14 protein-coding genes are annotated in these 15784 nt (G+C 36.6%); 6 read left to right on the forward strand and 8 right to left on the reverse strand.

Annotated features, from left to right (window positions below; translation table 11 throughout):
* The first annotated feature begins 241 nt into the window (after window positions 1-241).
* Together AC1FXZ_RS06250 and AC1FXZ_RS06255 are read left to right on the forward strand one after the other, a co-directional pair.
* Window positions 242-2287 (forward strand): molybdopterin oxidoreductase family protein, encoded by a 2046-nt coding sequence (locus AC1FXZ_RS06250; RefSeq protein ID WP_480051849.1) that lies wholly within the window; start codon window positions 242-244, stop codon window positions 2285-2287.
* Between the two features lie 200 nt (window positions 2288-2487).
* Window positions 2488-3891, forward strand: coding sequence for a protoporphyrinogen oxidase (locus AC1FXZ_RS06255; protein WP_480051959.1), 1404 nt, complete (start codon window positions 2488-2490; stop codon window positions 3889-3891).
* 145 nt (window positions 3892-4036) lie between these two features.
* Here the strand turns inward: AC1FXZ_RS06255 and AC1FXZ_RS06260 are convergent, their stop codons facing one another.
* From AC1FXZ_RS06260 to AC1FXZ_RS06270, 3 genes are all read right to left on the reverse strand, one after another.
* Window positions 4037-4936: a selenium metabolism-associated LysR family transcriptional regulator gene (locus tag AC1FXZ_RS06260; RefSeq protein WP_480051850.1), complete on the reverse strand. Its 900-nt coding sequence runs from the start codon at window positions 4934-4936 to the stop codon at window positions 4037-4039.
* Between the two features lie 129 nt (window positions 4937-5065).
* Complete coding sequence (locus AC1FXZ_RS06265) at window positions 5066-6253, reverse strand: YeiH family protein (RefSeq protein ID WP_480051851.1); 1188 nt, start codon at window positions 6251-6253, stop codon at window positions 5066-5068.
* Window positions 6254-6443: 190 nt separating this feature from the next.
* The gene (locus tag AC1FXZ_RS06270; protein ID WP_480051852.1) at window positions 6444-7001 is read right to left on the reverse strand and encodes a DUF2179 domain-containing protein; all 558 of its coding nucleotides are present in this window, start codon (window positions 6999-7001) and stop codon (window positions 6444-6446) included.
* 191 nt (window positions 7002-7192) lie between these two features.
* Here AC1FXZ_RS06270 and AC1FXZ_RS06275 point away from each other — a divergent pair, with 191 nt between their 5' ends.
* Window positions 7193-7372 (forward strand): small acid-soluble spore protein H, encoded by a 180-nt coding sequence (locus tag AC1FXZ_RS06275; RefSeq protein ID WP_480051853.1) that lies wholly within the window; start codon window positions 7193-7195, stop codon window positions 7370-7372.
* Between the two features lie 98 nt (window positions 7373-7470).
* Here AC1FXZ_RS06275 and AC1FXZ_RS06280 read toward each other — a convergent pair whose 3' ends face one another.
* Complete coding sequence (locus AC1FXZ_RS06280) at window positions 7471-8688, reverse strand: MFS transporter (RefSeq protein WP_480051854.1); 1218 nt, start codon at window positions 8686-8688, stop codon at window positions 7471-7473.
* A 140-nt stretch (window positions 8689-8828) separates the two neighbouring features.
* Window positions 8829-9095 (reverse strand): hypothetical protein, encoded by a 267-nt coding sequence (locus AC1FXZ_RS06285; RefSeq protein ID WP_480051855.1) that lies wholly within the window; start codon window positions 9093-9095, stop codon window positions 8829-8831.
* 269 nt (window positions 9096-9364) lie between these two features.
* Here AC1FXZ_RS06285 and AC1FXZ_RS06290 point away from each other — a divergent pair, with 269 nt between their 5' ends.
* The 3 genes from AC1FXZ_RS06290 to AC1FXZ_RS06300 all read left to right on the forward strand — a co-directional run bounded on the left by AC1FXZ_RS06290 (window position 9365) and on the right by AC1FXZ_RS06300 (window position 11377).
* Window positions 9365-9808 (forward strand): MarR family winged helix-turn-helix transcriptional regulator, encoded by a 444-nt coding sequence (locus tag AC1FXZ_RS06290; RefSeq protein ID WP_480051856.1) that lies wholly within the window; start codon window positions 9365-9367, stop codon window positions 9806-9808.
* 81 nt (window positions 9809-9889) lie between these two features.
* Window positions 9890-10450, forward strand: a complete 561-nt coding sequence (locus AC1FXZ_RS06295; protein ID WP_480051857.1) for an FAD-dependent oxidoreductase — start codon at window positions 9890-9892, stop codon at window positions 10448-10450.
* 300 nt (window positions 10451-10750) lie between these two features.
* Entirely contained in the window at window positions 10751-11377 is a 627-nt protein-coding gene (locus tag AC1FXZ_RS06300) for an FMN-dependent NADH-azoreductase (RefSeq protein WP_480051858.1), read from the forward strand.
* Between the two features lie 314 nt (window positions 11378-11691).
* On the opposite strand, the gene AC1FXZ_RS06305 is transcribed toward AC1FXZ_RS06300, so the two are convergent.
* The 3 genes from AC1FXZ_RS06305 to AC1FXZ_RS06315 all read right to left on the reverse strand — a co-directional run bounded on the left by AC1FXZ_RS06305 (window position 11692) and on the right by AC1FXZ_RS06315 (window position 15601).
* Window positions 11692-12906, reverse strand: coding sequence for a NupC/NupG family nucleoside CNT transporter (locus tag AC1FXZ_RS06305; protein ID WP_480051859.1), 1215 nt, complete (start codon window positions 12904-12906; stop codon window positions 11692-11694).
* Window positions 12907-13129: 223 nt separating this feature from the next.
* Window positions 13130-14860, reverse strand: a complete 1731-nt coding sequence (locus AC1FXZ_RS06310) for a methyl-accepting chemotaxis protein (protein ID WP_480051860.1) — start codon at window positions 14858-14860, stop codon at window positions 13130-13132.
* A 315-nt stretch (window positions 14861-15175) separates the two neighbouring features.
* Window positions 15176-15601 carry a universal stress protein gene (locus AC1FXZ_RS06315; RefSeq protein ID WP_480051861.1) on the reverse strand — a complete coding sequence of 142 codons (426 nt, stop codon included), beginning with the start codon at window positions 15599-15601 and terminating at the stop codon, window positions 15176-15178.
* Window positions 15602-15784: the final 183 nt, after the last annotated feature.

Genomic DNA, 15784 nt, shown 5'->3' on the forward strand with positions numbered 1-15784 from the left:
ATCATGCTCAATTTTAATCATTATTGGCCTGATTCAATCATAATAAAAAATTATTGGCATCACTACTTATTTTTTAAAATCAACATAATAATATACAATTCAGAAAGGAAGAACTGAGTCATGCTGTGTAAGAATTTACATAAAAAGCAGAACAAAAAAAGCAGCGAAACCTTTAACTTTTCTACAATTCTATTAAATGATATAATCTACAGACTTTATATTATTGAAAGGATTTTATAATATGAAATCATTTTTAGCTGAAAAAGATGGAATCTTCCCTTCCGTCTGTTCGTTGGATTGTCCTGATCAATGTGGGCTACTAGTCCATAAAAAGGACGGGAAAATAGTTAAGGTTGAAGGAGATCCTAATCACCCTGTTACCCAAGGGAATATTTGCAATAAAGTTAGAAACATGACTGAACGAATTTATGATTCAAAACGGTTGACAACTCCTCTGAAACGAACAGGTGCTAAAGGTACAGGAACATTCACGCCGATTTCATGGGAGGAAGCAATCCAAATCGTCGTTAGTAAATGGAAGAAACTAATCGAACAACACGGTCCCGAATCGATCCTTCCTTATAGTTTTTATGGGAATATGGGGAATCTTACGGCTGAAGGAATGGACCGTCGCTTCTTTCATCGCCTTGGATCCAGCCAGTTGGACCGTGCAATTTGTTCCGTTGCCGGTGCAGTTGGTTACAAATACACAATGGGTGCAACTATTGGAATAGACCCTGAAGACACTAAAGAAACAAAACTCTTCATTATGTGGGGAATAAATGCCGTTAGTACAAATATGCATCAAATGACAATAGCCCAAAAAGCGAGAAAACAAAATGGCGCGAAAATCGTCGTTATTGATGTTCACAAAAACCAAACAGGACGTATGGCTGATTGGTTCATTCCGATTCGACCAGGAACTGATGGTGCCCTTACACTTGGAATGATGCACATTCTATTTGCTGAAAATTGGGTTAATCGCAAGTTCATGAAGGAATATACGGTTGGTTACGAGGAATTAGAGAAGCATGTTAAGCAATATGACCCTGAAACGGTTTCTACGATCACTGGAATACCTGTTGAGGATATTTATAAGCTAACTCGTATGTACGGAGAAACCTCCCCTTCATTCATTCGAATCGGAAATGGCTTGCAGCACCATGATAATGGTGGAATGATCGTTCGTACAATTGCTTGTCTACCAGCGCTAACCGGTTCATGGCTTGAGCAAGGTGGTGGAGCCCTTAAATCCAACAGTAGTGTTCTAGACTATAATACAACTTCCTTGCAAAGACCTGATTTACTAGACAACAAGAAAACAAGAGTATTTAATATGAATCAACTAGGAAAAGTGTTAGTAGAAACGACCCCACCTGTTTATTCACTATTTGTTTACGGTTCAAATCCTGCCGTTGTTGCTCCTGAAGCGAATAAAGTCCGTCAAGGCCTGGCACGAGAAGATTTATTTACGGTTGTCCATGATTTATTTTTAACGGAGACAGCACAATATGCTGACCTTGTTTTGCCAGCAACATCATCTTTTGAAAACCTAGATTTTTATACGTCCTATTGGCACCATTACGTGCATATGCAGCAACCCGTTATTGAGCCATATGGCGAGAGCAAATCGAATACTGAGCTATTTCGATTACTAGCTGAGGCTATGAGCTTTGAAGACGTGCCATTAAAAGATTCAGATGAAGAAATGATGCGTCAAGCTTTAAATCATCCAGCCAACCCATATTTTAAACATATAAATTATGATTCACTTGTCCAAGAACACTATATGAAAGCAGACCGGGCTGAATTCTCTTTGAAGAAGCTCAACACACCTAGTGGGAAAATTGAGCTTTACTCAACGCTAATGGAGAAACACGGCTACCCTGCCCTACCGACTTATACTCCTTTAATGGATGACGGAGATTTCCCTTTCTTATTCGTTCCAGGGCCAAACCACAATTTCTTAAATTCAACGTTCTCTAATAACGAGAGGCATAAGGAATTAGAGAAAACAGCAAAGGTTCACCTCAACCAAGAAGATGCTACTAAACTTGGAATTGAGGATGGAGAACTCATACGGATTTACAATGACCGAGGAGATTGTGAAATTGTCGCTACTGTAGGTGAAAACGTATTATCTGGAGTTATTGTAAGCCAAGGATTATGGGCGGACGCTCCTGGTAAGAAACAGCTCGTTAATGCATTAGTGCCAGATCGCCTCGCAGATATGGGAGGTGGAGCAACCTTCTTTTCTGGTCGTGTAAATATTGAAAAGCTTTCATAAAGAAATTATTAAGCCTTTTCCATTTTGGAATAGGCATTTTTTTATCTTGTAATGTAAGAAATACATCATCGCAAGCGACTTAATCACAAATCTAACCCAAGAATGTGTCAGTCTAATGGCAAGAATGCAGAAATGGAAGAATCATGACGGTACCTTACGTTATAATAAAATTAGATACTGGAAGTTTAGGAGTGAGTACACTGAAAACCATTGTTGTGATTGGTGGTGGAATCACTGGGTTATCCACCATGCACTATTTACAAAAAAACCTAAAAGAAAAGCATGAAGATGTTCAACTAATACTCGTTGAACAAAATTCCTATTTAGGAGGAAAGATTAACACCGTTTTGCAAGACGAGTTCATTATGGAGACTGGGGCTGACTCAATCGTCGCTAGACACTCGAGTGTAATGCCTTTCGTAACAGATCTAGGCCTTGAAGATGAGGTTGTTTACAATTCAACCGGAATTTCCTATATTTATTCAAATAATAAATTACATCCAATCCCTCAGGATACAGTATTTGGAATACCGACTAGCGTCGAGTCATTGTTTGCAAGCACTCTCGTTTCAGAGCAGGGAAAACAAGCTGCATTAAAAGATCTAGAAACACAAAATGAGAGTTTTACGCAGGAAAGTTCCATCGGTGAGTTTCTCGAACACTTTTTAGGAAAAGAACTCGTTGAAAATCAAATTGCTCCGGTATTATCTGGGGTATATTCTGGCAAGCTTGATAAATTAAGTATCGCATCAACCCTACCGTACTTACTTGAGTATAAAAATAAATTCGGGAGCATCATTAAGGGGCTAGCTGAAAACAAAAAGCAGTTTAACGGCAACTCAGATAAAAAATTTATATCGTTTAAAAATGGACTTTCAACATTGATTAATCGACTCGAAGAAGAGCTAAGTGATTCTCTTATATTAAAAGGTGTGACTACAACAAGTATCTCTAGAGAGAGTGGACATTATCAACTATCGTTTTCTAACCACAAATCAATACGAGCTGACTATGTTGTTTTAGCAACTCCACATAATGTTGCACAATCATTATTAAATCACATCGAAATAAACGACGAGTTTTCAAAGTTAACAAACTCATCACTTAAAAGTATTTATCTTGGTTTTGATATTTCTGATGACCAACTCCCAGCTGACGGGACTGGATTTATCGTGTCTGATAACAATAATGTACATTGTAATGCCTGTACGTGGACAAGCAGGAAATGGCAGCATACATCAAAGCATAACTTATTAGTCCGTCTTTTCTATAAAAGTTCGAATCCAAGCTATTCTGCTCTGCAACAAATGAACGAAAGTGAGTTAATTCGTACCGCCTTAACCGATGTTGAAAAAAGTCTAGGTATTACGGGGAATCCGACAGCTGTTGAGGTAACAAATTGGGACAATCTAATGCCTAACTATCATTTACATCATAACGAGGCAATTCGTTCAATAAATGAGAAAATGGCGACTACATTTCCGAACCTTATTCTCGCTGGATGTTCGTACTACGGAGTGGGAATTGGTGCGTGTATTAAAAATGGAGAGGATACGGCACAGCTGCTTACAGATAAACTAAGGAAAGATCCTTCAAAGAGGTAGAGAATCAAGGTTGTCTCACATAAAGGGTATTCGTATTTTACCGAATCAAACATTTTATCGGGACAACCTTATTTTTATAATACTGAAAGTAACTGCCCTAACTCTTATGGATTCATAACGTAGAAGAGAAAGTGAGTTCTAACACCTAACGATCATTGCTCTTCTCCATTATGACATTAATAAACGCTTCTGCAGGAGCTTTTAATACCGTATCACGATGATAAACTAAATAAAAACACCTTGATAAAACGAGATCCCGTATAGGATAGGCCTTTAATGAATTAAGTTTCAGCTCCTTTTTAATTGAGTTTTTCGAAATAATCGAAGTACCAATACCGGACTCAACAGCTACCTTGATCGATTCAGTACTTCCTAATTCTAGCACGATATTTAATTGATCTTGATTAAGACCATTTTTTGAAAAATGGTGAGTCATCACAGCCCTTGTACCAGACCCCTTTTCTCTCAGAACAAAGGGCAAGTGCTTTAACTCATTCAACGTAATATCGACTTGATCAGCCGGAAAAAAGTCCGGTTTCGTAATAAGAACTAATTCATCCTTCATAAAGGCTTCTAAAATAAGGTCTGGGTCCTCAATTGGCGCTTCTATCATCCCTATATCGAGAACGTGATCTTTAATTTTCCTTAAAATGTTATCTGTATTGGTGATCTCAACACTCATTTCCACTAATGGGAATTTCTCCTTAAAAACTCCAAGGAGACGTGGAAGTACATTTTCTCCAATTGTTAAACTTGAAGCTAAGCCTAAATGTCCGTGTATTTCACCTAATAAAGAAGAGATTTCTTTCTCTGCTGATTCACTGAGTTTAATAATTTCGATTGCATATTTATATAGGATCTTAGCAGCCGGCGTCAGCTCAACTTGCTTAGTAGTCCTTTCGAAAAGGCTTGTATTTAACTGTTTTTCTAATGATTTTATATGTGAAGTGATGGTCGGTTGAGATAAATATAGGGCTTTTGCTGATTCAGAAAAATTCTTTTTCTCTGCAACCGTCACAAATGTTTTTAATTGATCATAATTCACGGGGGGTCCCACCTTTTTATTCTCCGATTAAATTCAACACTTTCATTATAAACGGTTTTTCATCAAAGAACATGAAAAACTCGAATAACAATCAGTTTCCTAACTGACCATTATTCGAGCAATCTATTATTACATATTAATAAAACCACCCAATATAGAAACCATAAAAAAACTCACAAGTCCGACAATTAAAGCAGCAGCTAACCCAACATAAAACGGCTTTATTCCTAACCCTCTGAAGACTTTGAAGTTTGTCGATAAACCAACTGCCGCCATCGCTACTCCTAACACATACTGAGAACCTAGCGTACTTAAAGTCTCGTGCAAATCCACCCATGATTCTGTTTTAACCAAACCAAATGCTGCCCCACTATTAGATATACCAACATCTCCGATCGTTCTTACTAAAGCAAACAATAGGAACCCTAACACAAAATATGGGAATATTTGGTACCATTTGTGTACTTTGACACTTTGCTGGTCCACATTATGCGTCCCTTTCTTCAAAAAGAAGTAAGCCATGGCAGGAATAACTGCAACGATAAACACATTTCGTGTTAATTTTGTAATGGTTGCTACATCTATCACTTTTTCTAATTGAAACGTCTGATCAAATATTAAAGCTGCTCCCGTTACTTGAGCAGTATCGTGAATCGCTGTACCTAGAAACAATCCAACTCTTATCGGGTCATCACCGAAAAATAAAAAAGCTAAGTAAGGATAAATCACCATACCAAGTAATCCAAATATTGTAATGTTAGCCACTGCGTATGAGACCTCATCTTTATTTGCCTTTATAGTAGGTGAAGTTGCCATGATGGCTGTCACCCCACAAATCCCTGTTCCACAAGCGATTAAGGTTGCTAATCGACTCGATTGTTTTAATTTCGAAGCTAACCATAATGTAATGATAAGGCCACTCGAAATGCATAAGATTATAATTGGGAGTCCCCAAAGACCTAGTTTCACAGCATCGAACAAACTTAGCCGAATCCCCAGTAAAATAATTCCTGCTTTCAAAAAGAAAGCAACTGCAAATGTCACTCCATTTGCAAAAATGTCATGTAACCCAAAGACATTCCTTACTACGATTCCAATTAATATTGCAACAAAAATCCCGGAGATTGGACTTGAACTTCCACTAGGTAGAATATTGAAGTGTTTTAGGATTCCCCCTATTAAGTCGGCAACAACAGTACCAAGAAGCATAATACCAACACAGAGAAGCACACCAAGTATAGTAGCCACGACTTCCGACTTAATATACCTTTTAGGCTCAGGTCCGAATACACTTTTCTTCAGAACCTCTACTCCCATAATCCCACCTCCTAGTCTAATAAAACAGTAACACGAAGATGGTAAAAGGAGTTATTGTGCTTTTAGATGTAGTTTATTGGAGATTTTAATAAAAAGAACATTCTTTCACTCGGGACTATTCAAATAGTTTAAGTTTAATATTAAAATAAGAAAAAACTAATTCATAGAAAGTAGACATATTTCCATGCATCTATCTAGTGTTCTTCTTCTCGATGGTTGTATTTCTCTTATTCCTGTTCTTCTTCATTGCTCTCACTAAAAACCCTCCCTTAAATCGTCTTGGTTCATAGGAAATAATGAAAGCTTTAGGTTCAAATTGTTCTATTAGTTGTATAAGCTCGTCTTCTCGGCTGCGTTTTGTTAGTAATTCAAGTTGATAACGGATACTCTCTTTTCCCTCCCCTTGAAAGACGGTGACTCCAAATCCACCATTTCTTAAAGAAGCAATTAGCTCTTCGTTTTTCCTTTCTAGATTAACAATTAATGACGTATATCCAATGGCTAATTTCTTTTCGATAAATGATCCTAATAAAATTCCTGCACCAAACCCAACGGCATAGATAATCATTGCTACTATACTTTTCTCTCCAGTTAAAACGATTGCTAATCCAAATACGTAAACTAATCCCTCAAGTACAGCTAATGATGAAGCAATAATGCTCATCCCTTTTACTAGAAAAATAGTCCTCATTGTTAATAAAGGGACATAAACGAGCTGAAGCAATAAAATTATCAGTATCTCCTTCAACTTTCTCCCTCTCTCTCCTTGCTTTTCATTATTAAATTCAATAAATCTAGGATTGGTGATAAATTCTCCTTAAATTTCCAACTCGACCAAATTGGACGTACTAATTGCCAACTTTTTCAAACAAACTAGTATATCTTAGTCATTTTAAAGGAATAGTAATACTGTAAAAACTTTTAAAGGAGGTGATAACAATGAATGCACAACGCGCACAAGAGATTTCATCTTCAGAAAATATGGTTGAGGTAATGTATAATGGCAAACCAGTCTACATAGAGCATGTCGATCAGGATCAAGGTACCGCTACAATCCACCCCCTTGATGACCCAAACCAAAAACAGAGTGTTTCAGTTGACAGCTTGAATGAGTCTTAATAGTCATGAAAAACCCGAATAATAGACACTAAGTAGCCGTGTCCGTTATTCGGGTTTTGGTACAACCTACCTTCTAATTGAATTTTATATTCTATCCATTAGAACCCTTTTACTTTCCTTACCATGTCTCCTTGAATGGAAAGTGCTTCTATTCTTCTCATTTTCAAACTAATTACCGACGTAGCAGCAAGAATTAAGATACTCCCTATGATAATTCCCCTCCAATGCCAAGCTGACCAAAACGGTTCTAAATAAAATGGACCTAAGCTTCCCCCAATATAATAAAAGATAAGGTACAAACCAGCAGCACTAGCTTTGGCCGATCGCGCACGCGCACTTACCCAAGAGCTTGCTGTTGAATGAGCAAAAAAGAAACCAAAACAATTTAAAAGAAGACCAATAATAATCGCTGTTACACTTTCTAAGATCGTTAACAAAAAGCCACTTACCATAATAAGTATCCCTACTTGAATACAAGTAGATTTTGAGAATCGCTCAGAGAACTTCCCTGAGAGTGGGGAACTAATTGTACCTGCAATATAGGTTAAAAATAACAATCCAATAATACTTGCAGATAGCTCAAACGGCGAGCTGCTTAAAAGAAAGGTAACATAGCTAAAATGGCCAACAAAAATTAAAAATAATAAACCTCCAATACAATAAGCATAGGTTAACTCTTTATTCGAAATATGGGTTTGATAAGCTTTTAGCGTTCCTTTTAGATGAAACTCTTTTTTTACAAATTGTTTTGAACGAGGCAGTAACCATATAAAAACACACAAACAAATTACACTTACAAACCCCATTGCAATAAAAGCAAAACGCCAATGAACGAGGTCTGTTAAAATCCCACTAAATGCACGACCAAACATTCCTCCAATCGTATTTCCACTAATATAAATACCGATCGCTATTGGTACAGCTTTAATCGAATATTCTTCCCCTATGTAAGCAACTGCCAATGATGGCAGACCCGCTAAAAAAACTCCTTGCAGGATTCGAATTGCAATTAGCGTTTCAAATGTGGGTGCGAATGCTGCCAAAAACGTTGTCGCAGTAGCCAGAAAAAGCGTGACGATCATAATACCACGTCTCCCTACACTATCTGAAAGTGGGCCGTAAAAAAATAGCGATAAGCCAAGGGCTAATATCACCAACGACACCGTCATATTCGCTGCCAACGATGAAACTTGAAACTCTGCTGATAAAATCGGCAATATTGGTTGAGTGAAGTAAACATTTGCAAAGATTAGTAGAGAACCGATGCTAAGAGCTATCGTCGCTTTCCAAAATTCATTCGTCCTAGCTTCAATCATGCATTTACTACCTTCTTCCTATATTCAGTTACACTATAAGTTATTGTATGTTTTGCACTGTTATTAATCTTACCTCATTACACTTGATAGTTCTATATGTAAAGGTAAGAACCACTTGCCATTACACAAGTGGTTCTATCTTAGTGATATAAAGGCTGAATTCTCTCTAAATCCACGAGCAAACCTTTTATTTCTTCTTGCGTTAACGGTACTAACATTTGATCATACAGAGTAATCACTTGTGACCCTCCACTATCTTGATGTTCTTTTAAATAACGATAGATCTTATCAAATTGTTTTTCTTTTATAATTGAAGTGGTAAATTGATTTTTCACTCTATGTAACAAAAATTCATTCGACTCAAAATCAAATTCTCCTGATATGATTTCACCATTTATACTCGTCAAAGCACATCGCTCCTTGTCTATATTTACGGTTTAGAATCCCCTCATCGTACAATTACATACCAGATATCCTAATTCAGCACAATTTTCAAGCCAGATGATAGTATATATATATCGTCCACTTTTCTGAACTCATTCTCCATTTTCTGTGTTCCATTGCATGGATCTGATTGAACAAACTATTGAAGTTAAAATTGACAGACGATTAGCTTTTTTCTATACTAAAACTACAGCTTGTATGTATAGCAACTAATAGGGAGGTGTTGGGTTCTTTGAGATTAGCATTTCAAGATTATATAAGTATCAAGTTACATAAAACCGATCTAAATCTTACTAGTTATATTAAATCAAAGCTTGAACCTTTCAATCTCGCACCCGAGCAGAATTTGATCATGATGCTCTTATGGGAGAAGGATGGCTTAACCCAAAATCAACTGGTAGAACGTCTCGATAAAGACAAAACAAATATTGCAAGAATGGCTTCAAGTCTTGAAAAAAAAGGTTTTGTTGTAAGAAGCCATTGTGAAGACGATCGACGTTCCGTTAAACTCTACCTTACCCCATGTGGAAAAAAGCTCGGTGAAGAAATCATCCCTATTACGGAAAAGTTCAATGATATTGTGTGCAAAGACATCTCAAAGGAAGAACTTTTACAATTAGAAAGAATTCTAGAAAAAATGAATAACAATGTTCAGAAATTTTACGATGGACAATAATTTAATATTCATAGAGGAAGCGCTTACAAAGCATTGCTCTTCTATTTATATAATTTAAAAAATATCTGGGGGTTATATAATATGTATGATATCGCAATCATAGGTGCAGGTCCTGCAGGCGCTAGTGCTGCAATCTTTGCAGCAAAAGCAGGAAAAAAAACAGTTGTATTCGATAATGGAAAGGGTATGACACAACGCGCTTGGATGGAAAATCATTATGGCATAAGCGAGATCTCTGGTCCTGACTTAGTCGAAACAGGAAAAAAACAAGCTGCTAAATTTGGCGCTGAATTTATTGAAGACACTGTTGTTGACATTACGCCAGAGGGTGACGGCTATAAAGTAAAATCCGAAAACCAAGAAATTAACGCGAAGCATGTTTTATTTGCTACAGGCGCTCTAAGTGACCTTGCTAATAAAGTCGGCCTAACGTTAGTTGACGGAACTGAGCCAAGAATCAAAACAATAATTGACGTTGATAAAGACGGACGTACAAACAAAGATGGAATCTGGGCGGCTGGTACCATTGCTGGCGTAAGCGTACATACTATTGTTACATCTGGAAATGGTGCAGCAGTTGCCATTAATATAATTAGTGAATTAAACGGTGAACGTTATGTTGACCACGACATTTTAAAATAATTACAAACAAAAGGACAATGCTACATTGTCCTTTTGTGTTTTCTTTCCTAAGATGAAGTCACAATACCATTTCTTTTTTCAATAAATCTTATTAATTGACATTCTCCTTAGATATATTTTATACTAGCAATCGTAGCAGTTAGTATGCATAGCAACTAGATTGAGTATCGTTTCTGTCCCCCCACTACCTTTGAAATGGACAAATACGCCCTTACTTTATACTATTATCCTAGTATTTTTTCACTCTAAATGTTGCTATAACAACTTAGTTAATTTTTTTATATTCAGGAGGAATTTCCCATGTCAAATGTATTATTTATCAAAGCAAACTCGCGTCCAATCGATCAGGCTGTGAGTGTGAAGCTATATCACACTTTTCTTGATCAATATAAAGAGTCTAATCCAGAAGATACGATTACAGAACTTGATTTATTTGAGGAGAACTTACCTTATTTAGATACGGATAAAATTAATGGGATGTTTAAGCTTTCAAACGGAATGGAATTAACTCCCTCTGAGAAAGAAGCAACAGATTTAGTGACTCGTTATTTAAATCAATTTATTGAAGCGGACAAAGTAGTAATTGCTTTCCCACTTTGGAACTTTACTGTCCCTGCAGTGTTACACACGTATTTGGATTACATGGCTCAAGCTGGAAAGACATTCAAATACACAGCAGAAGGTCCTGTTGGTCTGCTAACTGATAAAGAGGCTGTACTTTTAAATGCACGTGGTGGAGTTTATTCAGAGGGACCTGCACAATCAGTGGAAATGGCTGTTACTTATGTGAATACAATGCTAAATTTCTGGGGTATCGAAAAAGTGAAATCAGTCATCGTTGAAGGACACAATCAATTCCAAGATGAAGCAGAGGAAATTATTGAAAAAGGACTACAAGAAGCAGTTGCTCTTGCAAAAGAATTCTAATACAAAATTAAGTGGCTGTCTCAGAGGTTATATACCGGCCTTTTGAGACAGCTTCTTTAATCTTAAGCTATTGGATATGGAAAATATGGATATCGAACTGTCTTTTTTACCTCCTTTGGTTTAATAATTGTTTCTTTATAAGAATTTCCACACATACGGACAATGTCTTTTATACCACTTCCACCATAATAGGTTGGCTTCTGTTTTGAATTACAATCCATCAAACCCCTAATTATACTAAATTTCCCTACTATTCATTCTATTTTTCCACCTATAAATTTTACCCAAAAAAAGAAGCCCTTTTTTAAAGGCTCCTAATATAACATCCCTGCAATTGACGCACTTAATAGTGAAGCTAGAACCCCCGCTACTACCGCCTTAACCCCAAGCTTCGCAATATCAGTTCTTCTACTAGGGGCTAATTTCCCTAATCCACCGAGTAAAATCGCAACTGAAGAAATATTAGCAAACCCACATAATGCAAAGCTAATGACGGCAACTGTTTTACCTGAGAGCTCTTCAATATGAGGAGAAAAGGCTGCATATGCGACAAATTCGTTCAGAACAATTTTTTGACCAATAAAACCTCCTGCCATAACAGCCTCGTGCCATGGAACACCAATAGCAAATGCAATCGGAGCAAAAATAAACCCAAGAATTAGCTCTAATGTTAAAGCTTCAAAGTTAAACCATCCACCGATAGCACCTAATATACCATTTACTAAAGCAATCAAAGCAATAAATGCTAAAAGCATTGCCCCGATATTTAATGCTAACGTTAAACCAGTGCTAGCCCCCCGAGCAGCAGCATCAATAACATTCGCCGATTCCATATCACGATCAACCATGATTTTATCAGATGTCTGAGACTTTTCTGTTTCTGGTATAATAACTTTGGCCATGATTAACCCAGCAGGCGCGGCCATGAAGCTCGCTGCTAATAAGTACTCTAGTGGAACACCCAGCAAGGAATAGCCAATTAATACAGACCCTGCTACAGATGCAAGCCCCCCCGTCATAACAGCAAACAACTCCGACTTTGTCATTTTTTCAATATAGGGACGAACTACAAGAGGTGCTTCTGTTTGGCCGACAAAAATATTGGCTGCTGCTGACATCGATTCTGTCTTACTCGTCTTTAAAATCTTTGATAAGGCACCACCAAGGATTTGGATCACTTTTTGCATTATGCCTAAATAATATAAAATCGCTATTAATGCTGAAAAGAAAATAACTATGCTTAGTACTTCAATGGCAAAAACAAAGCCGATTCCTTCGGCTTGAAATAAGCCACCAAACAAAAAGTCAATTCCTTCAAAAGCATAATCAATTATGGCTGTAATTCCTAAAGTTAGCCATTGTAGAAATGCAAAACCTGTTTCCCATTTTAAAACAATCACTGCGAAACCAATTTGAATTGCCAATCCACCTAGAACAGTTTGTAGGTTAATTGCTTTTTTATTACTTGAAAAAAGAAAGGCAATTACAAAGACCGTAACAATACCGAATATGCCCCATAGAAAATTCATTAGTTTATCCTCTCTTTCTTAAGGTTAAAGGTTAGATTTTTAAGTCCTTTGACGCTATATTTGTTAATTCGATACGATTAGTATGTTTCATATTGTATAAATTAAACAAAAAATCCTCTTAGACATTAGCTAAGAGGATTCAATCTCGTTATTTTCAATTACAATTTCTTCAAGCTCTCCTATTATATTGCCTTTTATTTTTAGAAAGTTCTGCAGTGACAACCTAGAGTTTAAACTGGCGCACTAATTTTGTTAAATCTTCTGCCACCTCTGCCAATGCACTTGAGCTTCCTGATACTTCTTCCATCGAACTACTTGTTTGTTGAGATGAAGCAGACGTCTGTTCTATTCCTGCTGCAGATTCTTCCGAGATCGCTGCAATCTCTTGAATAGAATGATTCATCTTTGCACTATTAGTTGTCATCTCAGACAAATTTGCTGTGATTGCCTTGATACTTTTAGCCATTTCCTCCACAGATTCTCTTATATTATGAAATGTTTCACTCGTCATTTGAATTTGGCTGGTACCTTGCTCAACTTCTTTATAGCCACTCAATAAGGATTGCGATAAGACTTCTGTTTCAGATAAAATATTGGAGACAATTTCAGTAATGTCTGTTACAGAAACCGATACTTGTTCTGCGAGCTTTCTCACTTCATCAGCTACAACTGCAAACCCTTTTCCATGTTCACCTGCACGTGCTGCTTCAATAGCTGCATTCAATGCCAATAAGTTCGTCTGCTCTGCGATATCTTTAATTACAGAAACCAATTTAGAAATTTGTTGCGATTTCTCATCTAACCCTTTCATTTTCTGAACAGACTCTTGGAAAATTTCGTCAATTATTGCCATCTGCTTAGTTGACGACTCCATTAACTGCGTGCCTCGCTCCGATAAACCTAAAGTTTCTTCTGAAAAAGTAAGAACGTGTTCTCCATTTTCATTTGACTCTTGAACTATTGTGACAAACGATTCCCCCATTGTCGCCAAATCACTCGATCGGCTTGCTTGGGTCTCTGCACCTGCAGCCAATTCCTGCATAGTAACTGAAATTTGTTGAGAACCTGTTTTCACCTCTTCTGCTGATTTGGTTAAATCCTCGCTTTGTCCTGAAAGTATTCCTGAAGATTGAGTAATTTTGTTCATGATCTCCCTTAATCCCTCTTGCATTTGATCCAATGCATTTGCCATTTGACCGACTTCATCTTTTGAGTTGATCTTTAATGGCTCTTGGCGTAAATCACCATTTGTTAGATGTTTCATCCTTTCTGTAACAGCATTTATTGGATTGGAGATACTATTTGCAAAAAACCAAACTACAGTACCACCTACAAGTAGCGTAATACCTGCTACAATAAGAATCGTTGATAAAATATCGTTAGCGGATTTATTAAAGTCGACCATATATGTACTACCATTCACTACCCATCCCCAATGTGGGTCCGTCTTGGCATAAGTTACTTTTCTTTCAACTTGACTTTCATTACCTGGCATGGGCCATTCATAATAGGTAAGACCCCCACCTTCGTTACCAGTCTTAACCATCTCTTGTGCAAACTTTACCCCGTTAGAATCTGTCTCACCCCAGACATCCATTCCTTCTATATTGGGATGGGCAACCTGTACACCCTCTTGATTTAATACAAAAATATAACCATTTTCACCTAGGTCCAGATTCGAATTAATTGGCCTGATTCCATCAGCGCTCATTTCTCCTAATACTGCAATTTTCACTCTCTCTTGTGCTTCTTCTAACGACAATGTTCCCTTTTCAACTTCAGCATTTAAAACATCAATTAATTCAAGTGTTAGTTCGACACTATTTTTTAAATTAGTGGCTCCCAATTCATCCAAACTGTTTGTACTTTTGTTATAACTAAATCCTCCTAGAATAAACAATGGAATCGTTATAAGCAAAATAGATACAATGATTAATTTCTTTTTTATTGACATGCTGTTCTACCTACCTTTCTACATAACGTTATCGAATATAAACAAACTATCATTGGATTAACATTTAAATTACCTATATTAGACCTAATGATTACGCTTTCAGTCCTATCCTCCTTAATTTGCATCATATTTTGTAATGAAATAATAATTGACTATTTAACTAGATAAAATAGACTAAGTAATAATAACCATTATACTTCCTTTTTAACAAAATTCAATTTATTCCGTCAATTTTCATAAACTTAATCAAAAATAAAAAGACAACCTCTTTTTAAAGGCTGCCCTTATCTGATAGCGTTTTCAATGTTTAATAAATTATTTTACAACTAGAACATTACAGCCAGCATTTTGTACGACTTGATCACTAACACTTCCTAGAAATAATCTTTGTACTCCACCTAGTCCTCGATTCCCTAAAACGATCAAATCGGAATTGAGTTCTCTTGCATAGTCAACAATAATATTGGCCGCTTGCCCTGATTTGACAAGTACTGTGCTTGTGTTGCGTAAGTTCTTTACAATGTCTTGCGCTTCTTCTCTTCTCTCTTCAGCTATTTTTTTATTACTTTCTTCCATTTCAGTGTAAATCGATGTGCTAAAAACTTTCTCAGGAAGTTCAGAAACAATTAGAACGCTAAACTCCGCTTTTACCACTTGATCAGCGATTTCTCTTGCTTGCAATAAAGCTTTTTTACTTGTATCAGAACCATCATAAGCTACTAATATATTTTTATAATTCATGATTAGTTTCCCCCTTAAATTTGTATTGTAGTAAATGTAATCAGCATTCATTTTCCAAGTTTCGAGTCTAGTACAATTATATTTCGTACATGACCAATTCGAATGTGATAAGAATCACAATACTTAATTTAAATTAACTAGTTTATAAATATTTAAGGAGAATTTTCGTATTAATGAAACATT

This window comes from Halalkalibacter sp. HAAS-P014 (genome assembly GCF_056619965.1).